Origin of the sequence: Cobetia sp. L2A1 (assembly GCF_009796845.1) — a bacterium.
Lineage (GTDB): Bacteria > Pseudomonadota > Gammaproteobacteria > Pseudomonadales > Halomonadaceae > Cobetia.
Map to the genome: position 1 here is coordinate 3,249,835 of NZ_CP047025.1, position 23,423 is coordinate 3,273,257.

General features: G+C 59.3%; 18 protein-coding genes and 1 other RNA gene. 5 read left to right on the forward strand and 14 right to left on the reverse strand.

Going from position 1 to position 23,423, the window contains the following annotated elements:
• Nucleotides 1–62: 62 nt before the first annotated feature.
• Nucleotides 63–1,334 (reverse strand): MFS transporter, encoded by a 1,272-nt coding sequence (locus GQR90_RS13865; RefSeq protein WP_158774628.1) that lies wholly within the window; start codon nucleotides 1,332–1,334, stop codon nucleotides 63–65.
• A gap of 222 nt (nucleotides 1,335–1,556) precedes the next feature.
• Here GQR90_RS13865 and GQR90_RS13870 point away from each other — a divergent pair, with 222 nt between their 5' ends.
• Complete coding sequence (locus GQR90_RS13870; protein WP_158774629.1) at nucleotides 1,557–2,477, forward strand: LysR family transcriptional regulator; 921 nt, start codon at nucleotides 1,557–1,559, stop codon at nucleotides 2,475–2,477.
• A 68-nt stretch (nucleotides 2,478–2,545) separates the two neighbouring features.
• Here GQR90_RS13870 and GQR90_RS13875 read toward each other — a convergent pair whose 3' ends face one another.
• From GQR90_RS13875 to GQR90_RS13895, 5 genes are all read right to left on the reverse strand, one after another.
• Nucleotides 2,546–3,151 (reverse strand): C40 family peptidase, encoded by a 606-nt coding sequence (locus tag GQR90_RS13875; protein ID WP_158774630.1) that lies wholly within the window; start codon nucleotides 3,149–3,151, stop codon nucleotides 2,546–2,548.
• 327 nt (nucleotides 3,152–3,478) lie between these two features.
• A complete protein-coding gene (locus GQR90_RS13880; protein WP_158774631.1) occupies nucleotides 3,479–6,106 on the reverse strand; it encodes a DUF1266 domain-containing protein in 2,628 nt (875 codons plus the stop codon).
• Between the two features lie 256 nt (nucleotides 6,107–6,362).
• The gene (locus tag GQR90_RS13885; RefSeq protein ID WP_158774632.1) at nucleotides 6,363–9,443 is read right to left on the reverse strand and encodes an efflux RND transporter permease subunit; all 3,081 of its coding nucleotides are present in this window, start codon (nucleotides 9,441–9,443) and stop codon (nucleotides 6,363–6,365) included.
• 3 nt (nucleotides 9,444–9,446) lie between these two features.
• A complete protein-coding gene (locus GQR90_RS13890; RefSeq protein ID WP_158774633.1) occupies nucleotides 9,447–10,601 on the reverse strand; it encodes an efflux RND transporter periplasmic adaptor subunit in 1,155 nt (384 codons plus the stop codon).
• A gap of 102 nt (nucleotides 10,602–10,703) precedes the next feature.
• Entirely contained in the window at nucleotides 10,704–11,315 is a 612-nt protein-coding gene (locus GQR90_RS13895) for a TetR/AcrR family transcriptional regulator (RefSeq protein WP_158774634.1), read from the reverse strand.
• A 310-nt stretch (nucleotides 11,316–11,625) separates the two neighbouring features.
• Between GQR90_RS13895 and GQR90_RS13900 the strand changes: the two genes are divergently transcribed.
• Nucleotides 11,626–11,985 carry a putative quinol monooxygenase gene (locus GQR90_RS13900; protein WP_158774635.1) on the forward strand — a complete coding sequence of 120 codons (360 nt, stop codon included), beginning with the start codon at nucleotides 11,626–11,628 and terminating at the stop codon, nucleotides 11,983–11,985.
• 117 nt (nucleotides 11,986–12,102) lie between these two features.
• Here the strand turns inward: GQR90_RS13900 and GQR90_RS13905 are convergent, their stop codons facing one another.
• The 8 genes from GQR90_RS13905 to GQR90_RS13940 all read right to left on the reverse strand — a co-directional run bounded on the left by GQR90_RS13905 (nucleotide 12,103) and on the right by GQR90_RS13940 (nucleotide 19,474).
• Complete coding sequence (locus GQR90_RS13905) at nucleotides 12,103–12,582, reverse strand: YcgN family cysteine cluster protein (protein ID WP_158774636.1); 480 nt, start codon at nucleotides 12,580–12,582, stop codon at nucleotides 12,103–12,105.
• 85 nt (nucleotides 12,583–12,667) lie between these two features.
• Nucleotides 12,668–12,964: a YcgL domain-containing protein gene (locus GQR90_RS13910; protein WP_158774637.1), complete on the reverse strand. Its 297-nt coding sequence runs from the start codon at nucleotides 12,962–12,964 to the stop codon at nucleotides 12,668–12,670.
• Between the two features lie 104 nt (nucleotides 12,965–13,068).
• On the reverse strand, nucleotides 13,069–14,256 hold the full coding sequence (gene rnd, locus GQR90_RS13915; RefSeq protein WP_158774638.1) for a ribonuclease D: 1,188 nt from the start codon (nucleotides 14,254–14,256) through the stop codon (nucleotides 13,069–13,071).
• Between the two features lie 160 nt (nucleotides 14,257–14,416).
• Entirely contained in the window at nucleotides 14,417–15,043 is a 627-nt protein-coding gene (recR, locus tag GQR90_RS13920) for a recombination mediator RecR (RefSeq protein ID WP_158774639.1), read from the reverse strand.
• On the reverse strand, nucleotides 15,043–15,375 hold the full coding sequence (locus GQR90_RS13925; protein ID WP_158774640.1) for a YbaB/EbfC family nucleoid-associated protein: 333 nt from the start codon (nucleotides 15,373–15,375) through the stop codon (nucleotides 15,043–15,045). Before GQR90_RS13925 ends, recR begins: the two co-directional genes overlap by 1 nt.
• Nucleotides 15,376–15,532: 157 nt before the next feature.
• A complete protein-coding gene (gene dnaX / locus GQR90_RS13930; protein ID WP_158774641.1) occupies nucleotides 15,533–17,785 on the reverse strand; it encodes a DNA polymerase III subunit gamma/tau in 2,253 nt (750 codons plus the stop codon).
• Nucleotides 17,786–18,146: 361 nt separating this feature from the next.
• An RNA gene (gene ffs, locus GQR90_RS13935) (signal recognition particle sRNA small type) lies at nucleotides 18,147–18,243 on the reverse strand.
• A 133-nt stretch (nucleotides 18,244–18,376) separates the two neighbouring features.
• Entirely contained in the window at nucleotides 18,377–19,474 is a 1,098-nt protein-coding gene (locus tag GQR90_RS13940) for an AbrB family transcriptional regulator (RefSeq protein WP_325064274.1), read from the reverse strand.
• A gap of 200 nt (nucleotides 19,475–19,674) precedes the next feature.
• On the opposite strand from GQR90_RS13940, the gene GQR90_RS13945 reads away from it, so the two are divergent.
• The 3 genes from GQR90_RS13945 to GQR90_RS13955 are packed head-to-tail and all read left to right on the forward strand — an operon-like array spanning nucleotide 19,675 to nucleotide 23,416.
• On the forward strand, nucleotides 19,675–20,475 hold the full coding sequence (locus GQR90_RS13945) for a response regulator transcription factor (RefSeq protein WP_158774642.1): 801 nt from the start codon (nucleotides 19,675–19,677) through the stop codon (nucleotides 20,473–20,475).
• Nucleotides 20,472–22,130 (forward strand): sensor histidine kinase, encoded by a 1,659-nt coding sequence (locus tag GQR90_RS13950; RefSeq protein ID WP_233266315.1) that lies wholly within the window; start codon nucleotides 20,472–20,474, stop codon nucleotides 22,128–22,130. Before GQR90_RS13945 ends, GQR90_RS13950 begins: the two co-directional genes overlap by 4 nt.
• A complete protein-coding gene (locus GQR90_RS13955) occupies nucleotides 22,124–23,416 on the forward strand; it encodes an ABC transporter substrate-binding protein (RefSeq protein ID WP_158774643.1) in 1,293 nt (430 codons plus the stop codon). The genes GQR90_RS13950 and GQR90_RS13955 overlap by 7 nt, the downstream gene beginning before the upstream one ends.
• Nucleotides 23,417–23,423 lie beyond the last annotated feature (7 nt).

The window sequence follows — 23,423 nt, forward strand, 5'->3', positions numbered from 1 at the left end:
GGTAGACACGAAAACGGCTCGCCAACTGGCGAGCCGTTTTTTATTGCACCGACACCCGACGATTACTGAGTCGTGGCGGCTTTGCGCCCGCAATACACTGCCAGCCCTAGCGTAATCAGCAGTACCAGCACCGCACCGACAACGACCCCCGGCCAGCCGGCGGCTTGCCAGAAGGGTTCCAGCCAGAAACCGCCAAGGCTCGCACCCAGATAATATGCCGTCAGATACAGCGCGCTGGCGCTGGCACGCGCGCCCTCGGCATTACGCCCTACCCACGCGGAGGCGGTGGCATGCGCGAGGAAAAACCCGAAGGCGTTGATGCTCAACCCGACCATCATGCCGATCAGCGACTGACTCAGTGTGAGAAATGTGCCGACGATCAACAGGCTGGTGCCCAGCATCATGGTCAGCGCCTGACCTGTGCGATGCACTGCTGCCAGATTCTGTTCACTGTTGTGCTCGTCTTCCTGCTGACTCCCTTTTACACCACCGAGCCCCCGGACTTTTGTCCCATCTCGCCATCTTTGCTGCAGGTGGGCCAATCGCTGTGCCAACTTGCCAGACTGTGATGCACCGAAGGTGCCAGCCAGATAGGTCAGAAACAGCAAACCCAACCACTGACTACCCAGTGACCACGGCGCTGCACTCAGCCGGAAGGTCATGTAGCTATACAGATTGACGAAGATGAAGAAATTCAGGCCACCGAGCAGAAAGACCGGCCACAAACGCGGGTTACGCAGATGGCGCCCAAGTCCTGCCAGCATGCTAATCAGATTGAGTGGCTGAGCCACGAAACGCCGCTGACGAGGTAACCACTGCCATAACGCACCCAGCGCCAGCAGACTGAAGGCCCCGATAACGGCAAAGCTTGCCTGCCAGCCCCAGTGCTCCGCCACGAAGCCACCGGCAACACGGCCAGTGATACCGCCCAGAGAGTTGGCACTGATGTACAACCCGACCGCTACCATCAGTGCAGGCTGTTCCATCTCGTCACTCATATAGGCCACTGCCACCGCCGGGAGCCCGCCGAGCAAGAAGCCCTGCAAGGCACGGACGGCCAGCAGTGACCAGAAACCGTCTACCAACAGCGCAAGACCAGAACAGGCTACACCACCGGTTAGCGTCCATAGCAGAATGCGGCGGCGTCCCAGCGCATCGGAGAGTGGACCAAATATCAGCAACGCCAATGCCAACGTCAAGGTGCTGACAGACAACGTAAGACTGGCTTGCAGTGAGCTAAGCCTCAGGTCACTTGCCAATAACGGCAGTATCGGCTGCACAAGATAGAGATTGATGAAGACCAGAAAGGAGCCAAGACACAGCGCTTGTGTCATGCGCCGCCATTCACTTCCATGTGCTTGCAGGGCGTCAGGAAGAGGGGCGTCATGCCCGGTCAACGATGTTACGGCTAGGGGAAGCGCCATCAGGTACCTACAGACAGAATTATCAGGGGGATGATGCAATTCTGACGTCCCGATCAGCATCAGTAAAATAGCTCGACATGATGCATGACATCAGTAAAGGTGATGGCATGCCAACGCATGGAGATATCCCTCATGAAACTGCCCTTCGACCTGCGTGCTCTCGAGCTGTTTGTCAGTGTCGTCGAACACGGTAGCTTCACTGCGGCGGCCCAATCTCTGAGTCTCGCCCAATCAGCGGTCAGTCAGTCAATAGCAGGCCTGGAAACCCGACTGGGCAAGCCGCTGCTGATACGCGGGACGCGTGGCCTACGTCTGACGTCGGCGGGCGACACTCTGCTGGAACATGCCAGACCGCTATTGGAGCAGGCGCAGCGCACCGCTCTGGCAATGGCCGAGCTTGATGGCCTCGTGAAAGGCGAGGTGCGTATCGGGGTCTCCTCAATGCTGGGGTCTTACTACTTCCCGCCACTGCTGATGGCGTTCAAGGCACGCTACCCGAACCTCAAGCTCAGTGTCATCGAGGGCGGTACCTTGAGCCTGCGTCAGATGATCGATAGCGGTGAGCTGGATCTCGGTGTTGTCGTCGAGGAGCAGGCAGGCGCAGAGACCACGGGGCTGGTCAGTCGACACTTCCTGAGCGAAGAAATGGTGGTCTGTCTATCCAATGATCATCCTCTGGCCAGCCGCCACCAGATAAGCGTCGAGGAGTTCTTTGCCGAAGAGTTGGTCGTATTCAAGCGCGGCTACTTCCACCGTGACTTCGTCGAGCGTCTGGCCAGCCAGCACGGGCTGACTGCCAGCATTGGTTTCGAGTCCAACCTGATCGCGTTGAACAAGGCAATTGTCGCGCGGGGCTTCGGTATCACTACCTTCCTGCGCCGCGTAGTAGAGGATGACCGCGAGGCCAATAACCTCACCGCTATCTCCTTTAGCCAACCGGCCTGGCTAGAGCTATCGCTGGCGTGGCGTCAGGAGCGCGGTCTATCTCGTGCAGAACAGGCCTTTGTCGACTTTGTCGTCGAGCATTCTGCCGATCATCGAAGCTGCCACTGACAAAACCAAAAACACCCAGCCGTGGCTGGGTGTTTTTGGTTTGTCGTGAGTGCTGGCGATATTTTGCGTTACTGACTACGCATCGCCAGTTTCATCTGCATGACTTCGTACGGCATCGGGCGGCGTGATTGCCAGTAATGCTGCGCCCAGTACACATTATCCAATCGCGATAGCTTCACACCACGTGAGGTGGAAGCATGCAGGAAGTAGCCATTACCGACATAGACACCGACGTGGTTATAGCGACGGGAAGGACGGAAGAACACCAGGTCACCCGGCTTCAACTGCGACTTGTCGATACGCTTGCCACGTTTCGCCTGCTCCGAGGTGGTACGCGGCAGCTCAATCCCAAATCCGTCACTGAACACATGCTGCATCAATGCCGAGCAATCAATCCCACCGGTATTGGTGCCTCCCAACCGATAAGGCGTTCCCGCCCACTGATCGTGCTCATCCATCAGCACTTCACGAATACTCGGCCCTGAATATGACGCAAACTGCGAGTCCTGGGCACTCTGTTGGTTTCCTGCCTGCTGCCGATAACGCTTGAGCTTCGGCAGTTCCGGCAGATCAACATCGTAATACGCCATATCTCGAGGAGAGGACGAATTGCTTGCACACCCCGCTATACCCAACGGCAGTATCAAAAAGCAGCACAATAACGCATGGCGCATCCAGCATTCCTCGTCGTGGGCCCGGCGCTGCAATGATGAAGGTAATCAGCGCTTGCGGACGGCGATAACAGATGAAGCATGACAAAAACGTAAAATAGGCACGCTCCCCAATGAGGAGAAACATTTACCTGCCTAAAACGCGAATCAGAAAACCAGCAACACACTTCAGTAACGAGCACAGGATAAAGGGCTGCTCGCACGATAGTAGTGCATGTTTACGCAATCCGTATGCCATTGCCCACAAGGCTAGACCAAAGTATCAGAAGAAAATTCATCGGAGAGACTACCGACTCCTTCGGCAACTCAGCTGTCAGCGAACCATAAGCATCAATGCAGCGTGCGAGCATCACCGCTCAGGATATCCAGGTGCAGCGCTGGCCAATGGCCGGGCCGAGCACCAGGGAAGTCGAGACTCGACCATGCACCTGCTAACGGCGGCGCCGCAGTCAACCACTGAATCAATGCATCACGGAAACCACGCAGGAAGCTGTCACGTTGGTCAGTATCGCCCATGAAGAAGGCATACCCCGCGAACAGGCCGCGTGCATATTCCTTCCAACTGCCGTAGTGATCCCGCGCCATGTTGTAGGCTGTCTCCAAATACGCCGTGAAGGCAGCCTCATCCAACCACCCAAGCTGACGACCCGCAATCGCGAGATCCACCATCTGAGCGATATCCCACGCGGTCATGTCCAGTTCGTTGCAGCGTGCCTCGTTGTCTCTGACCCGCCGCAGACGATCTAGATGTACCTGCTCGTCATCACCTCGTTCAGCACTTTCAAGCACCTCGATCTCATTATCGAGACGAGAGCGATTGAGCGTATAGGGGCCATAATTGATCAGATACTCATCACGATCACCGGCATCACGCAAGAAATCGAGAAATCCCGTCAACATCTCAGCATTACCGAGACCATAGTGACCTTCCAGCCAACCACTAAGTTCCTCGATACCGCGACCATGCTCCACCATCGGCTCACCCCAGCAGGGCGTATTGAGTGGCCCGCTAAGTGCCAGCGAGGTAAAGCGATCGAGGCTTGGGCGAAATCCCGGCTCTTCCCAGGCGCGCGGATGCCAGTCGAGCCAATGGAACAGGCTGCCAGGGTCTTCGAGGTGCCAGCGGATCTCATTGGATAGCGGATGATCCTCAAGCTCCGGCACCGCGGATTCCCAAACCGCCCACGCTTCCAGCAAGCGCCGCGCGTCTGGATAGAAGCGGCATAGCACACTGCGCAGACGCTCGGCACACTCAGCCAACTCCTCGGCGACAAAGTCGGTCGTGTCCTGCACCATCAGCAAATAGAAGGCATACTTTTCCGCCATCACGATGCTGGCAGGATGACGATGGCATATCGCTAACCGCTGACGACACTCAAGCTCAACACTGTCGGCACGCCCGAAGGGTGTCTGGGCATCGGGCAAGGCACCGCGCGCGGCGTCTGCCGCCAGCTGATTGAGATGGTGTGCCTGCGCCGGTAGCCAGAAACGCGCCATACCCTGCGCACCATCACGGGTATCCAGTGCCAACGTCTCGTTGAGATATTGACGCGCCTCGTCGCGACGAGCCTCATCAATGTCAGACAACAATCCCTGACGATACAGAATGTCAGGCTCACGAATACTGGCGATGGCCAGTACCCAGTGACGACTGTCACTGCGCCAGCGGCGGATCGCTGTGCGTGAACGCTCACGCAGGTGCTCAGGTAGCAGTGAATGCAGCGGACAGCGCAACGGGGTCAGTGGAGAAGACATCAGCGGACGCCAATCACTGTCGGTGTCATGCATCAGGTCAGCACCTTCGAAAAGCCCCCGACCGCGCTGATAGGCACGCGCCACACCCTGCCAATCGGCATAGCGACGCACCAGCAAGTCGATACCGTGGGCAGCGAAGTCTTCACCCTCCTCACGGCTCAGCCAGCCAGCACAGAGGCCGGCAAAGGACAGGTCGACCAACCGCAGCCAGTCCCATGCAGCAAACTCCAGCGGCTCACCGCGATCCATATAGCTGAGCAACAACTCACCATACGCCACCGGCGATGGCCCTTGCTCAAGCGCACTATCGGCGAGCTCTACACTGGCAGCAGCATGCGCAGGCGACCCTTTTTGACCTGCTGCCTTGCGCGCAGCCTCTTCTTCGGCTGCGTCACTTTCCAGCTCACTGAGCCATGCTGCGCGCTCACTTCCACTGGCACCGAGCAGACGTGCACTGTCGATATCCCAACCATAGCGATGGCCTTGAGCCGCCAGCCATAGCAGCAGCCGGATCAACTCATCACGTCCGGTGATCGCCCAGGTATCACCGAGCCAGCGCTGAACACCTGGCCAGTGCGCCTCGGCAGAAAAACCGCTTTCGGCCACTTCGCAAAATCCACTCGCGTCACGCGTGACGTCATGACCACCGACCCAAGGTGAAAAGATGGCACGCGCCATCCACACTCGGTCACGCTCGCCCTGCGGCCACAGCTCAGTCGCAGACACGCCAGGCATTTCCTCGAGCGCATCCTGCAGGCGCGACCAGGTAACGCCGGCATCTTCCTTCTCGAGCTGCGAGAGCGCCAGACTGGCTTCAAAGAAGCCATCGTCGCCGCGTGTCCAGCCAGCATCGCTACGGGAATGCGCGAGAGCTTTCAGCCAGTCATCAAGCGAGCTGAAATGCCCACTGATTGCCGTGAGCAGCCGTAGCTGCCAGCCACGCGTACGCGCAGCAGACAACCAACCAGCGGTGCGGGCCAGCGCCAATAATTCCAACGCCTCAAGCTGATGTAACGGGTCCGGCGTGTCATTCGGGAAGGCTTCAAGCAAACGCCATCCCAATTCGCCTGCGTCAGGGACTTCCATCGCCTTCAAACGCGCGCACGCCTCTTCAGGTGTCCACACCGTTTCCGGCTCTGCACTGAAATCCCAACCGCATAACACCAGCTGCTGCCCCCACCAGGCACTCAGTGGTTCGACCAAGGCACACCTCACGACTCGACAGGATTCGACAAACGCATCGATTCAGAAAGGCCGCATGTAGCGACCAACGGCGCATAGTGTAACGGAAAGGCGCTTCACGCGATGCCCCCTCAAGCGAACCTGACACGGTTGATTATCGTGTTACGCGTCGAGGGAATTGGCAAACACCACCCATCGTCAACACTACGCCCGATGACAGCACTGCTGTCATCGGGCGTAGTGGCATCAGCAGATATCATATGTCACAGGTTTGGCACTAGCCCTTTGACACTGCAGTCTGGCTAGTCGGAATACGGAATAACGCACAGTACGCTACCGGCAGCACGACCAACGTCAGCAGCGTAGCAACCCCCAGTCCAAACACGATAACGACCGCCATGCTGGAGAAGAAGGCATCCGGAAACAGCGGAATCATGCCCAGCATGGTGGTGATGGCCGCCATCGACACTGGCCGCACACGACTGACCGCGGCCTGCACCACCGCCTGGAAGCGATCTTCCTGCTCCGCAAGCTGCACATTGATTTCCTCCACCAGCACGATGGCATTCTTGAGCACCATGCCCACCAGACTCAGTGTCCCGAGCAGTGCCATGAAGGTGAACGGTGCGCCGAACACGATCAGTCCACTGATGATACCGATCAGCGTCAACGGCACGATAGACCAGATGGCCAGCGCCTGACGAAGGTTGGAAAACAGCAGCACGGTAATCACGAACATGCCCAGCAGCCCCATCGGCAGCGAGGAGAACAGCGCCTTCTGAGCATCGGTTGAGGTCTCGAACTCCCCTCCCCACTCAAGGTGATACCCCTCCGGCAGCTCGATGGCATCGACCTTGGGCCGGATACGCCCCAGTACACTGGCCGCCGTCTCGCCAGACAGGGGCATTGGCTCGGCATACACCGCCAGCATGCGCTCACGATTCCGGCGCTTGATCAGAGGATCCCGTAGTTCGGTCTTGAGCGTACCCATGACTGAGCCGGCCGGCACGTAAGTGCTCTGCTCCTCACTCCATACATTGAGACTCGCCAGCGTATCCAGATCAAAGCGCTGCTCCTCTTCGCCGCGCAGCAGAATCGGAATCAACTCCGAGCCTTCGCGATAGACGCCAACGCTTTCGCCATCGCTATTGATCAACAGTGCCTGGTGCAGTGCATCACGCGTCACCCCGACGCGACGCGCCTGATCATCAAGAAACTCAGGCTCAAGACGATTGACACGATTACGCCACGACAAGCGAATACTGTCTGCCAGCGGTTCTTCCTCGAACACGCCACGCACCTTGGCTGCCAGCGGACGCAACACTGTGGGATCTTCTCCGTAGAGGCGCGCCTCGAGGCTCGCCTTGGCCGACGGGCCAACCTGCAGCGCCTGCACCTTGTACTCCACATCAGGATACTGGCGACGCAACAGATGTATCACCTCTTCCATGCGTGCCTCACGACTGACGATGTCTTGTGTCTCGACGATCAGCTGTCCAAAGCTTGCGTAGCTGTCTTCCGGCGCATAGGTCAGCGTGAAGCGCTGGGCACCACCCCCGGTGACACTGGTGACGTGATTGACCTTGTCCATAGCCAACACCTGCCCTTCAAGACGCGTCATGCGCTGCTCCGTCTCGAGCACATCAGTGCCTTCCGGTGTCCAGACATCGACGAAGAATAGCGGCGTGGAAGCATCCGGAAAGAAGGCATTCTTGACCTGCCCAAAGCTCATCACGGCCAACACCAGCAGTGCCAAGGCCCCGCCCAATGTCAGCCAGCGCAGGCGAATCGCCCAGCTCAGCAGGCTGCGGAAGACACGGAAGATCACACCACGATAAGGGTCATCGAATGCATCGTCTGTCTCGGATGGTACGCGCTCACGGGCTTCACGAAAGAACATATCGAAGAAGAAAGGCGTCAGTGTCAGCGCGGTGATCCAACTCAGCAGCAGCGAGTAGCAGAGCACCCAGAACAGCGAGCCGACAAATTCACCCGTCGCATCAGGAGAGAGGCCAATGGGCGCGAAAGCCGTGATCGCAATCACCGTGGCACCCAGTAGCGGCAAACGATTCTGGCTAACCACCTCATGTGCCGCCTGACGCTTGGTTTTACCGCGCTGCAGGCCGATCAGCATGCCTTCAGTAACCACGATGGCGTTATCGACCAACATACCTAACGCAATGATCAGTGCGCCCAGCGATATTTTCTGCAGTTCGATACCATGCAGTGACATCATCACGAAGGTGCCCAGAATGGTGATCAGCAGTACCAGCCCCATCAGCACGCCACTCTTGAAACCCATGAAGAGCAGCAATACCAGAATCACGATGCCTACGGCCTCGGCCAGATTGATCAAGAAGCCGGAGACCGCCTCGTCCACCACCTGCGGCTGGTGATAGACCGTCGTCAGCACCATGCCCAGTGGCATGCGCGACTCCAATACTGCAAGACGCTGATCGACGCGTTCACCTACCTCAACGACGTTGACGCCGGAGCCAAACGAGATACCCATCGAGAGCGCTGTCTTGCCATCGGCGTGATAGGTCCGCGAGGGCGACTCGGTGTATTCACGACTCACCGAGGCAATATCACCGAGATGGACCAGGCCGCCATTGCCGGGCCGACCGACGACCAGTTGCTCGAGATCACGCACGCTGGTGAATTCGCCACTGGGCTGTAGCTCAAGCGACAGGCCATTCTGGCGAATGCGGCCGGCATTACCGACCACGTTCTGCGCATTGAGCAGGTTGGCAAGCTGATCCGGCGAGATATTCAGCGCCTGCATGCGATCACGGTCCAGCGCCACGATAACCTGTTCACTGCGCGCGCCAACGATGGAAACCTTCTTGACGCCCTCGACCAGTGTCAGCTCACGCTGCAATAAATCAGCCTGATCTTCCAGGTCATGTGGCGAATACCCTGGCCCGCTGAGGTTATAGAGCAACCCGAACACATCGCCGAAATCGTCATTGATGATAGAGGCGCTGCTACCCGGCGGCAGGCTCGACTGGGCATCATTGATCTTGCGGCGCAATAGATCCCAGTACTGCTGCATCTCGTTGGCACGCACGCTGCTCTCGAGTTCCAGCGTGATCTGTGACAGCCCGGAACTGTTGACTGAACTGACACGCTTGAGATGCGGAATCTGCTGGATGGCCTTCTCCAGCGGCAGCGTGACCTCCTCTTCCACCTGTTGCGGTGTCGCACCTGGATATTGGGTAATCACCACTGCATTACGAATAGTGAATTCAGGGAACTCGAGCTGTCCGAGGCCGAAGAATGACACCACACCGCCGACTGACAGCAGCAACACCACCATCCAGCTGATGACCTTGTATCTCAGGAAATAATCGACCATGGATTAGAGCCCCGCTTCCTTGACCCAGGGGCGCACGCGCTCCCCGGCGGTCATGCGACTGGCACCGGCGGTGACCAAACGGTCACCCGCGCTGAGCTCACCACTGATCACCATCCCTTCGCCGGTCGCTTGCAACACCTTGACCTTGATGGCCTCGATCGTGCCCTGCTCAGCGCCATCGGCAGAAACATAACGCCAGACCACTGGCTGGTCGGGTACTGAATCACGCATCACGACGGCCGCCAGCGGCACTCGCCACTGTCCCTTCACGGCGCCCGTCAGCTGCTGCATATCCAGTTCCACCGTAGCGCTCATGCCCGATAGCACGGTGATGTCTTGCGGTTCCGGTAGTGTCAGGGTGACCTGATAACTCAGCGAGCCTTCACTGGCACTGGCATCATGTTCCTTATAGCGAGCCGGATAACGTATCTTGCCGCTGCCAAAGCGCACCCACGCCAGTGCTGAGTCTTCACGACGGCCAGCAGCGACACGTTCACGATCAATGCCACGCACCTGACGTTCCGGCATGTTGAAGGTGACATCGATCTGACCCGGCTGCTGGAGTATCGCGATGGTCTCCTGAGCCGTGACAACCTGATAGTTATCCACCGGCACACGGGCGATCACGCCGGCATAAGGCGCCTTGAGCCTGGTGTAGCTGAGCTGGTCTTGTGCACGCGAATACTGAGTCTGCGCCGACTGGAACTCGGCACGCGCCTCATCAAAGCGCGCACGACTGATGGCCCCCTTCTCAACCGAATACTTCATGCGCTTGTAGGTAGCCTGCGCCAGATTGAAGCTGGAACGGGCATTGTTGAGATCACTATTGGCATCACGATCATCCAACAATGCAATCAGCTCGCCCTTCTCGACTTTCTGTCCGGCTTGCACCGACAACGTACGTAACTCACCGCCAATTCGGAATGACAGATTGGCGCGCTCAGAGGCTTCCACGATGCCAGGATAGCGCTGGATGACACCGCCGCTCTCGTCGGACAACACAACCAGCTTGACCGGATACACCTGCTGACGAGATAGCGGGGCTTCTGGTTCGCTGCAGGCCGCCAGTCCCGCCGCCAGCGCAAGGCCGAAGACTGTCCTGAGAGTGCAACGCCATCCGGACAATGCGCCAGGCAACACAGGAGGTGAAAGAGTCATCGGCTAGCCCTTGGATATGTATGAATGAGAGGTCTGTCACACGCGAAAGATCTACATTTCATCAGCGGCGACGTGGCGCCCTTCTTAAATCTCAAAAACGCCTCAAGAACGCAGTGCGATTGCATCCCAGGCCATGTCAAAGCCCTGATCAAAGCTTGCATCACTGATGGGAGGCACCTGGCAGCCTTGGCCCTGCAGCAGGCTGTAGATCGTGCGGAACATGAATATCTCGATCAGCACCAGCTCGATCGGCTTCAGGATGCCACTCCGCTTGCCCGCCTCGAAGGCGTCCAGCAACGCACTGGCCTTCTGCTGATTTGCGATCTTGAGCGCATCAGTCATGTGAGAAGAATGTAGAAACTGATCGTGAAAGCGAAACAGCGCGGGCTCGCGACGCCCCAGCTTTATCAACGCCTGCCAGACACGCCTCATGGCGGTCTTGAGCTGATGCACATCATCACGACAGACGTCTTCAGTGGACGATGGTGTCTGAAAAGCCTCGACCGCCACGTCAATGATGCGCTGACTGACATCGACGAAGGTCGCCTCCAACAGGGCTTCCTTGTCACGGTAATAGAGATAGACCGTGCCGGGCGACATACCCGCGGCCTTGGCGATACGTGCCACCGACGTCACGGAAAAGCCATGCTCGGACACCTCCATCATGGCGGCCTCCAGCAAGGCCTTTAGCTTGTGCTCATCGCGGTGACGCATGATTGAGGACCTGTCACAAAGGTGGGCAAAAGACTGAGGCAGGCAGAGGACTGAGATGATCAGAGGGCCGGAGTCGACTGGATTGCCTGAGCAGAAACAAGGAGAAAAGATGAAAGCTCGCGTGCATCTAAAATAAATGAACGTTCATTTATTCACAACTGCTGGTTGCATCAGACATGACGATTTCTCTCCTGAGAGCGCTATTCATCAGGCCCGACAACTGACATCCTCACGGATACCGTGTCGCACCCCTGTCATCAGTGCGGCGTAGCCTGCAGCATGTTACCGATACACCATTCGAGGAGTCTGCATGTCCAGTCAGGTCTATTGCGTTGCCCGCTTCGAAGCCAAATCCGGTGAGGAAGCCGCCGTCTTCCGCGCACTTCAACAGCTTGAGCCTAACAGTCACCGTGAAGACGGCTGCATTCAGTACACCATCACTCGTGCGCATGGCAGTGAGGATGATGAACGCGATACCAGCGGCTTCCACTTTGCCTTCCTGGAAATCTGGGCAGACGAGGAATGCTTTGAAGCGCATTGTCGTCGCGAGGAAATCGCTGGCTTCTTCGCTCGCGAAGTGGAGGCCGAGTCAGGTCGCATCGCGCGTGCCCAGGTCGATATCTACAGCGATGAGCCTTTCGACTACGACGCACCGCAATTGCCAGAGTAAGCCATGGCGCCGAAGTTCACTGCTGGCGACATGCCCAAAGCAGCTACCGACGCGCAAAAAAAAGCGCAGCTCATATGAGCTGCGCTTTTTTTGCGATGGATACCGGCGAGAGCCATGTCAGCTCTCTGGATCAATGATCGCGATGATGTGCTCTTCAAGATCCTGCTTGCGTACCGAGGTTTCAGAGACCGCAAAACGCGAGACCGAGATACCCGCCCGCTTGACGCTTTTCGCATCGCCGGTCAACAGCGGATGCCATTCCGGCAACTCGCGACCTTCATTGAGGCGTCGATAACCGCAGGTTTCCGGCAGCCAGCGCAGCCTGCCTACCGTCTCGACATCCAATGGAATGCAACCTGGCACGCGCGTGGTGCGATTGGGATAGTCACGGCAGCTGACCTTGCGCACGTCCAGCAGGCGACAGGCCACATCCAGCACCGCGATCTCACCGCTGTCTTCATCCTCGAACTTGAGCAGACAGCATTGACCACAGCCATCACACAGTGCCTCCCACTCGGCGGCATTCAGTTCCGAAAGCGCGTGATGCTCCCAGAATCGCTCACGCAATCCGCCGTCAGGTGGCGTGGCATTGCTCATCGTATTCTCCTCGCCCTGCCGGGCAGCAGGGTCTGTCTAATCCAGTCGGGGCGGGTCGCGCGGTCAGGACACTGACCCATCAATATCAGTAATGCGTTTCTGGCGGCGTCACGCCCAACTCTTTCAGAAGATTTTCCTTGGCCGGCGGCATCTGTAGATAGAAGCCCTGCTCACGGATCTTCTCCAGTACGGTCACACTATCCACACGCGCCAACGGCTTGCTGGCGCGAATCAACAGCGTCATCAGTGCGGTCGGCTTGCCGAATATTCCCAACAGGGGTTCCGGCACGTCCTTCAGGCCATGCGCCTTTTCGACATAAAGATACATCTCGTCGTTTTTCGCACTCTTGTAGATCTCGCAGATCATCTTGTCGTCAGTCATGGTGCCATCCATCGTCCAACAGCGCTTGCGCGCATCAGTATCCCTCTCGACCGCGGGCACAGCCGAAGGATGCTAGCGATTTTCATCTTCTACTCACGCACGGACTATTCGGCCAGTGCCTTGGCAAGGCGATCAGCCAATAGCGCTCCGCGCCAACCGCTGGGCAGTGGTAATGCTTCGCCGTCATGGTCCGCAATCACCAGCGCTTCCATGTCACGACGTCTGCCAAGAATTTCCGGCTTGACGCCTTGGGCTTCAGCGACGGCGTTCACTTCTCGCTTGAGACGCTTCATGCGGTTCTTCCACTCCGGTGCCAGCGGTGAAGGCGGTACACGCGGCAATTGACTGTCATCAATCATGGCCACGTCCTTGAGAATCGCCAGTACGGTATCGCCTTCACGCTTGATCTGCGGTGGACGCATGCCTTCAACCTTGGCCATCTCGAAACGATTGACCGGGAGACGCTCACAGATACCGAACAGCTGCGGATCTGCCAGCAAGCGTGAACGTGGAACATCACGCTTTCGAATCTGCACTTCACGCCATTCACACAGTGCCTGCCAGGATGCCAGGCCCCGTGGACTCAGCTTCCACAGGCTACGATGACGCTTCCAGTACTCCGGGTCAGGCGTCGAGCCACCACTGCTGCCCGGCGCACTGCAGTCTTCCTCGAGCCACGCCATGCGCTCTAGCTTTTGCAGCGCAGCGCGTTGCTCTGTCCATACCTGCGGAAGAAACAGCACATCCAGCGCAGCATAATCACACTGCGACTGCGTCAGCGGACGCTTGAGCCAGTTGGAGCGCGTCTCTTCCTTCGGCACGGTAACACCGGCGACTCGCTCGACCAGGCGCTGATAGCCCATCGAGGCTTCGCCCCCCGTCAGGCCTTCAGCGATCTGGGTATCGATCAATGGTGTCGGTGCGACACCCGCCCAGCGCAAAAACACTTCCATGTCTTCGCCACAGGCGTGCAGCAACTTGAGCGGCCCCTCAGCACCCAACAGGCGCTTGAGCGCATCGCTGGCTGGCACGACGGTCGGGTCAATCAGGAAGATACGCGGTGTGGTGCCATCTTCACCCGGCAGCTGACCATCACGTGCCGCCATCAACTGCACCAACGCCGGAATCGGGAAGAAGGTGGACTCACGGATGAATTCGGTGTCCAGCGCCAACCAGTCGGCGCCCTCGAGCTCGGCACAGGCAGTCGCCAGGGCTTCAGGAGTCTCGACCCAGACGGCTTCGAAATCTAGCTCTGACAACAGTGCAGCGGAAGCGGGGAGTTGATCGCTCATCAGGGGAGGAATCTCACGGTGACAGGCTTGCCCGGGCAAGCGGAAAAATGAAGGTGACGGGCACTTGCCAGACACCGGGCGGCAAACGACAACGGGCGTGGCGGCTTCTGACCACCACGCCCGCAGGCGTATTCCTATGTCACGGCAAGCGCCGTAACCGTCAAATCTCGCCGAGGTTAAACGGCAGGCGACCGCTGAAGGCACGACTCAAGGTCCCGCCATCAACATATTCAAGTTCACCCCCCATCGGCACGCCGTACGCCAGGCGCGTCATCTTGAGCAGCTGCCCGCCATGATTCACGTCGCGTAGCTGCTCAGCAATATAATGCGCCGTGGCCTCGCCTTCGACTGTGGGGTTGGTGGCCAGCACCAATTCCTCAATCTGGCTTTCGCGCACACGGGTTTCCAGCGCATCAAGGCCGATATCTTCCGGCCCGATACCATCCAGCGGTGAGAGATGGCCGTGTAGCACGAAATAACGTCCCACATAGCCACCCGCACCTTCGATCGCGAGCTGATCCGCGGGGGATTCCACCACGCACAGCACACGATCATCACGCCGAGGGCTCAAGCACAGCTGACAGATCTCTTCTTCAGTCAACGTACGGCAGCGGGCACAGTAGCCCACTCGTTCCAGCGCTTCGCCCAGCACGCCGACCAAACGGTCGGCGCCCACACGGTCGCGCTCCAGCAGATGCAGTGCCATGCGCTGCGCAGTCCGTGGGCCTACGCCTGGCAATACTCGCAGCGCTTCAAGCAGCTGATCAACCAGCGGCGAAAACCCCATTAGAAGGGCATCTTGAAGCCAGCCGGAAGATTCATCCCTGCAGTCGCCTCTTCCATCTGTTTCTTGGAAGCGACTTCGACCTTGCGTACCGCGTCATTGACAGCAGCGGCCAGCAGGTCTTCCAGCAGTTCCTTGTCTTCTTCCATCAGACTCTGATCGATCTCGACGCGCGACACGTCATGACGGCCGTTCATGGTGATCTTGACCATGCCTGCACCAGATTCGCCGTGAACTTCAGCCTTGGCTGCTTCTTCCTGAACCTGCTGCATGCGCTCCTGCATTTCCTGCGCCTGCTTCATGATGTTGCCCATACCGCCTTTTCCACCAAACATGGCTCACCTCATCACTCGTCTATTGAACTTGAAATATGCCTCGGAAGCCGCGTCAAACCGTGGCGTGGCTTCCTGACAGCCGGTGCAACGTTCATGTCGCAGCGGCCCTTGTGCTGTTTTGCCTTTTCGCGTCACTGCCGCCGGAGACTGCCCGGCGTCAGAAGTTGTCCGGCTCGAAGGAGTTGACGCTGTCTTCGAGTAGCCGCGCGTCCAACTCCTGCTCCAGCAACTTGATATGCGGGTCAGTACGCAAGGCTTCAACCGCACGCACATGGCGTTCGCCCAACATGCGAATACGACGGCCGTGTGGCGTCTCCAATCCTTCAGGAAGCGGCGCAATATTGATCTCAAGCACACGCTCAACCCCCTGTCCCGCTAACGCATCATGAATGCGGTCCCGGTGCACATCCGCCATCATCGCGGACTGGGCAGGATCAAGACGCAGCTTGAGATGCGTGCCGTCATCGTGCTCAACCAGACAGTGCGCACCGATATTCCGCGTGATGCCACCGAGGCCCAGCGCGGGGAACAGCTCTAGCCATGCCTCATGATTCAGGCGCCCATCTTCGGCTTGCGAAGTCTGGGCGGCAGCGGAGGCTGGTGCGACCGGAGCTGATGCAACCGCCGCTGGCTCAACAGGAGCCGAAGCCACCGGCGCTGATTCAGGAGCCTCCTGCTCAGATGCTGGCGTAACAGGGCCTGATTCGGCAACAACAGGCGCGACTGGAACTGAAACCGATGCTGGCTCAGTCGGGGTGGCAACAGGCGCCATCTCGGCCGGAGCCTCAGCACCGCTGCCAAAGGCAGCGCTCAAGCGTGCCATCGCCGAGCTAGCTACCTGACGGGCAGGTGCGGAATCAATTGCCGGCTCAGGCTGCACGGCTGGTTCTGGTACTGGCTGCACTGCTGGTGCTGGCTGCACGGCTGGTGCTGGCTGCACGGCTGGTTCTGGTGCTGAATAAGGAGCCGGTTGCGGCGTAGTCTCATTGTCCGGCGTCATTTGCGTTTGCGGCGCAGACACCGACTCACCACTGTCTAGCCCGCGAAAGCCGGCATCCTGAGCGTCGTAGGGAACGTCCTCCGTCGCCCACGGGGGCGGCTCTTCCGCCATCGGTGACATCGGCTCTGACACGGGAGCGGTAACAGGTGCAGCAGGCGCTTGTGCGACAGGCGCAACAGCGGCTTGCGCCGATTCTACCGGGGGCGCAACAGATGCCGGTGCTGGGGGAGCAACAGGCGCTTGAGGGGCTGGTGCGGCAGGCGTACTTGCGGTTACCGCAGGCTGACCTGTCATCGGCAGCGGCGTCTGTGACGGCCGCGGCACGCCCTGTGGGCGGAAGGCCAACATGCGTAACAGCGTCATTTCAAGCGCGGTGCGTGCATCGGGCGCATTGCCCATGTCACCACGACCCTGCAAGGCAATCTGGTAGTAAAGCTGCACGTCTTCGCCGGTGAAACGACAGGCCAGCGCCAGTAGCGCCTCACGGTCGCCATGGCCATTATCCAGTGCACTGGGCACCATCTGGGCAATCGCCAGACGGTGGAAGACGGACGCCATGTCATCCAGCACGCCGCCGTAATCCGGGCCCTGCTCGGCGAGCGTCGCGACTTCCGCCAACAAGCTTGCCGCATCCAGCGAGGCCAGACATTCCAGCAGCGCCAGCACGTGGCGGTGGTCCAATGTACCCAGCATGGCGGCGACATCTTCACGACGCACACTGCCATGACCGAAGGCAATCGCCTGATCGGTCAGGCTCATGGCATCACGCATCGAGCCATCGGCCGCCTTGCCCAGCAGCCACAGGGCATCTTCCTCGAAGCTGACTTCCTCGCGAGCGAGAATGTCCTTGAGGTGGTCAACCACGCGTACCGGCGGCATGTTCTTGAGCGTGAACTGCAGGCAACGCGACAGAATGGTGACCGGCAGCTTCTGCGGATCGGTCGTCGCCAGCAGGAACTTCACATGGGGCGGCGGCTCTTCCAGCGTCTTGAGCAGCGCATTGAAACTGTGCGTCGACAGCATGTGCACCTCATCGATGAGGTACACCTTGTAGCGGCCCTGGGTCGGTGCGTACTGGACGTTGTCCAGCAGTTCTCGCGTGTCCTCGACCTTGGTCCGCGAGGCGGCGTCGACTTCGATCAGGTCGACGAAGCGCCCTTCGTCGATTTCGCGACAGGTACCGCACACGCCACACGGCGTGGAGCTGACGCCCTCTTCGCAGTTCAGGCACTTGGCGAGAATGCGTGCCAGCGTCGTCTTGCCGACACCGCGGGTCCCGGTGAACAGATAGGCATGGTGCAAGCGCCCCTGATCGAGGGCATTGACCAGCGCACGGCTGACATGCTCCTGACCGATCAGTTCGTGAAAATTGCGCGGGCGCCACTTGCGCGCCAATACCTGATAGCTCATTGAGCGGGGCATTCCTTGGGTGACCTTGGAACCTGTCCGAGCGCGGCGAACATGCACCACCGTCGGCCGACAGGCGGAGACCCTGCTTGAGGTCTCACTGAGAATGCGCTCATTCTAGCGACTTGCCGAGTGGCTTCAAAGCACGTTGCCATATCCGCATGAGGATTAAGCCACGAGCACTCAAACGGCAGGCACGACAAAGCGCCCGAAAGGACACAACCAGGGGGTATGACACAAGGTTTCGGTATTTGAAAAACGCAGATGTTTCAAAAGCAGGAGAGTAAAACGAGGCAGGTCATTCCACGAGCCTGAGACCTTCATGCGACTGACTGAAGTTTCAAAGCCCTGAAATGGAGGCGGCCCCTATCAGCCACATCCCGGCACACGCGTCAGCCGATACCGTTGCTCCCTTCCGGGCCTGGCGGAGTTTTCAGCCTAGCATTGCGAGAGGACCAACAAGGGCCACCACAAACATGATCATCACTCGAAGAGTGATCTGCTCAACCGCTTGAACTTCAAGCACTTGGCGTTATCAAGGCGCACACTATAACAACACATCCCGCCCCTCACAAGAGGCAATGCCACTGCTGCCTAGCGCACGTCATCGTCAGAGGGCCGAGACCGAAAGTGACGCACCATCAGCGGTAGCGCCAACATCAATACGATCATGCGCAACAAGTGATGGAAGGCGACGAAGATCGGGTCCAATCCCAGCGCGACGGCCAACAACGCCATCTCCCCGATACCGCCGGGCGCCAGCGCCAGAAAGGCCACGTCTCGCGGCACCCCCATCAGCTGGTGGATCAACTCCGCAAAGACGCCCAGCACCGCCAACGCAATCAGTGTCGCGACGCCCGACTGCCCCATCAGTCCCGCCAGCATGCGCGGCGACAGCCCCTTGAAACGCGCCCCTATCGCGCAGCCCAACACCAGCTGCATCACATCCGTCCCCCACACTGGCGGCGCCAGGCGTGCGACGTCGGCAAGCGACAGCACCATGGCTACCAGCAGCGGCCCCAACAGCGCCGAGTTCGGCAAGCGCAGGCGCTTGGCTATCGGTAGAAGGAGTGGCAACAACAGTACCAGCCACAGCCCACCCACCGGCATCTGTCCGGCGCTACCGACCTCCCCCCCACCTTCCAACAACCAATAGAGTGGTGGCAGGATCAAGATCACCAGCAGTACCCGCAGCGATTGGGCCACCGCGATACGTTGTGGATCTCCACCGCTGCGCTCACCAATGATCACCATCGCTGTCAGCACGCCTGGCACCGAGGCAAACCAGGCACTGGTGGCATCGAAGCCACAGCGCCGATACCAGGCAGCACAGGCCAGCGTCGAGGCCCAGACGCCGAGCAGCAACAGCAGCGCCGACAACCACCAGCTGGAGAGATGCGAGACCAGTTCCGGCGATACCCGCGCACCCAACGTCAGTCCCAGTACGCCCAGAAACAGGCCGCGCAGCCATTCGGGCACGGCGAGTGTCAGTCCGGCCATGGCCCCCAGCAGATTGGCGACCAGGGGGCCCAGCATCCACGCCAGCGGCATGCCGGTCAGCTGAAAGAGACCACCACCTGCCAACCCCAGCGTCAGAGAAACGCACAATGGCATGACGATGCCAGGCTGATCAGAATTCCCGCTCGTGAAAAGCTGTTCCCGCTGTCTTTGCCACCAACGCGCTAATGCCATGTTTCTGTCCTTGTCGACGTCATCCCTGTTGATGGCTGCCAGTGCCCTTCACCCTGTTGGCTTGCGCTTGCTGACGACATGAAAGCGACAAGCAATGATACGCTTGGTGACAACCCTTGCTGTCGCTGCAACCCTACCCCGATTCATCACATCATCGGCAGCCGTGACACCCTGAAAACCGCGCATCTCCCGGAGCCCGGATGAGCCCTCCTGACCCGATAGCCTCTCGCGACGCCGCCACGCCATCGTCTCCTGCCCTGTTGCTAGTGGAGGATGACGCTCTGCTGTCCAGCACCCTATGTCGAGTCTTTGAAAGTGACGGCCTGCATGTCACCCATCTGGACGATGGCGGTGAAGCGCTCGCGCGTCTGACGCCCGCTGCGGATCATGGCTTCGCGCTGATCGTGCTGGACCTCAATCTTCCCGGCGCCTCGGGGCTTGAGATATTGGCCGCACTGCGCCAGCACGATAGTCACACGCCAGTATTGATACTGACGGCGCGAGGGGCCATCGAAGACCGCGTGCGTGGGCTGGATCTCGGGGCCGATGACTACCTCGCCAAGCCCTTTGCACTCGATGAGCTTGAAGCGCGTGTCCGTGCCCTGCTACGTCGCCATGCCGGCCAGCAATTCAGTCAGAAAAACGTACAGGCGACGCCGCGACTGGCCATCGGCAGTCTCGTGTTTGAACCCCTCAATGGGCGCTTCCTGCTGGCAGGCTCGCCGCTGGCCCTGCCGCCACGTGAGCAGCGCCTGCTCGGCTGCCTGATTCAACATGCCGGTGAGCCAGTCGATAAAGCACGTCTGACCGAGGAGGCATTCGGTAGCCACGAAGCCGTCGGCGATAACGCCATTGAGGTCTACATGCATCGCCTGCGCAAGCGGTTGGAAGGCAGTGATATCCGGCTGCGGACGGTACGTGGGCTTGGCTATCTACTGGAGCATACTTCACCTCCCGCGACGTCACAGACCAGCACACCAGCTGCGGGGGCACCCGAGTGAGCGATGCTGACAACTCGACAGACACCATCGGAGAGTGCTCCGCGTCGATGGCGATCAGGCCCATCAGCCTTTACCGGCGCTTACTGAGCTGGCTGCTCATCCCGCTATTGGCGCTAGGCACCGTATTGCTGGTGCAGGCTTTTCTGTCGGCACGCGATGCAGCAGACCGCGCTTATGATCGTCTGCTGGAAGCATCGCTGGTCACCATCGCCGAACAGGTCAAATGGCAAGATGGCCAGCTATGGCTTGACCTCCCCCCGGCAGCGCTTGAGATGCTGGCCACCGATGCACAAGAACGTGTGTTCTACAGTCTGGTCGATGCCGAGGGCAAGCAGGTCACCGGCAACACGCGTCTACCGGATGCCAATACCCTCGCAAACGGCCCGCAAAACTCACAAGAGGTACCAGGACGCAGCGGCGAACTGGCCTTTCGTGATATCGCCTGGCAAGGGCAGGCACTGCGACTGGGCAGCCTCGATACTCGTCTCGGGGGCTGGGGGGAGGACCCTCGACATGGCCAGCGCTTCAGCATCCGGGTCGCCCACACGCGTGAAGGGCGCGAAATGCTGACGCGTGAATTGTTCAGCGGCTCGCTGATACGTATCGCTGGCATGGCCGTACTCGCGCTACTGGTGGTGTTGATCGGGGTACGTTTGGCACTGTCACCACTGATACGTCTCAGACGTGCTATCCGTGAGCGCGATCCTCGCAGTCTGGCGCCGCTCAATCTCTCGCTACCACGAGAACTGGAAGAACTTCGCAATACGCTCAATGAGCTGCTGGCACGGATGCGACGCGTACGTGCCAATCAGGAGCGCTTCATTGGTGACGCCTCGCATCAGCTGCGCACGCCGCTGGCCGGCCTCTCCGCGCATGCCGAACTCGCACTGCGCAACGATGACCCTGTTGCCTGGCACGCTGCGCTGAAGCAGATGCAAGCCACCGCCAGCCATACCGCGCATCTCGCCAGCCAACTGCTCTCGCTGACACGACTCAATAATCCTGAAGTACAGCCTGAGCGTGTACCACTGGAACTGGCCGCCCTTGCTCGCGCCACCGTCAGTCGTCATTTCCTGCGCTGTGATCGTGCGGGGGTCGATCTCGGACTGGAAATATCGCCCGAGATCGACAATACCGCCTGGACCCTCGGCGTGGCGTGGCAACTTGAGGAGGCGCTGGCCAACTTGATCGACAATGCCTGCAAGCATGGCGCGCATATCGTCACGCTGACGCTGACGCGAGTCGCTGTTACCGCTGATGACGGGGCACCTGAATCATTGCCGGGGCGCCTGATACTCAGCGTAGAAGATGATGGCCCCGGCATTCAGGCCGAACGTCGCCTACTGGTGCTACGTCCCTTCCATCGCCACGCCCAGCCGGACAGTGAACCAAGTCCTGACAAACGTGAGGGTGCCGGGCTGGGGCTAGCGATTGTCGACGGGATTGCCCGTCATCACGATGCACGCCTGACACTGAGCGATGCCAGCATTCATATCAATAATACCCGGACCCACCCCGGCGCCAATGCTGATGCTCGCGCAGGCACTGAGGCAAGCATCACGGAAACGCCGCGGCGTGGACTGCGCGTCAGTCTGCATCTTGAACCCTGCCCGCCACCGGCCAGTGATAGCCTCGAAGGAGACTCTGCATGCTAGCCACTCATTGCTGGCGCTCTAAGGCACTGCGTTCACCTCTGCTGATGTCAACACTGTGGCTAGCGAGCTTGCTGCTAGCGAGTCTGACATTGACATCCGCGGCTTACGCGACGGAGGTACAGCCTGATGTCGATCTGCAAAGTGATGAGCATCAGACACTGTGGCTGCGGAATGGCCAACCGCTGAATGAGCGCAAAACGCGGGTGAACGTGACAGATGGCGACGCGGCATCTGGAATGACATCCGATGCGATAACAGCGACGGCCAATAGCGCCGAACTCGAGATTCATGCCGCGCTGGACCTACCCGAGATACGCTCGCTGCTGATCCGCTACAGCCGTAAGCATCCAGACCTGCTCATACATTACGTCAATCGTTCTGCCCTATTGCTGGAGGCGCAATATCTGGAGGCACCGCTCAAGACACGCGCAGACCTGATGATTTCCTCCGCCATGGGGCTGCAATACCGACTGGCCAACCAGGGCCACGCCCGAGCACTGGATGCCCCGAATCTAGCAAAATGGCCCGACAACTCACGTTGGCGAAACGAGCTGTACGCCGTGAGTTTTGAGCCTATCGTGATGGTGGCACGGCGTGATGCCATGAAGCGGCTGGCAGACCTCGAGGGTCTGCGCAATCCTCGCGATATTCTACGCAGCCACCGTGATCTCTGGCACCTGCTGGAGACACGCCGCGACATGCTGCGCGGGCGCATCATCACCTATGACCCGCGTACCAGCGGCTCAGGATTCACCTATGCAGTCTCCGACGCCCGTCAGTCACCACGTTACTGGACACTTGTGCGCGCCATGGGGCAAGCCGACGCTCGGCTCGTCAACACCACCGGCGCGATGCTGAAAGCACTGGCCGAGAACAAGGTGGACATCGCTTACAACCTCGTCGGCCCCTATGCCGTGACCTTCGCGCGCACGCATCCTGAACTTGAGGTGATCGTGCCGGAAGACTATGTGTTGATTCAGCGCCGATTGGCTTTTGTTCCCCGCCAGGCACCTCACCCTGAGGCAGGCGAGGCCTTTCTCGACTGGTGGCTAAGCCCAGAGGGCCAGCAAAGCGTCGCGAGCGAAAGCGAACTAGGTGCCCTGCATCCTGAAGCCCGCGGCGAAGGCAGCGCCCATGATCTTCGTGAACGACTTGGCGATGCACTGCGACCGATCGAAATCGGCCCCGGCCTGCTCGCGACGCTCGACCGCCTCAAGCAAGCCAGCTTCTTGAGCCGCTGGACCCTGGAACTACAGGCACCACCCCCTGTGACGCAGAAGCAGTAATATCTTG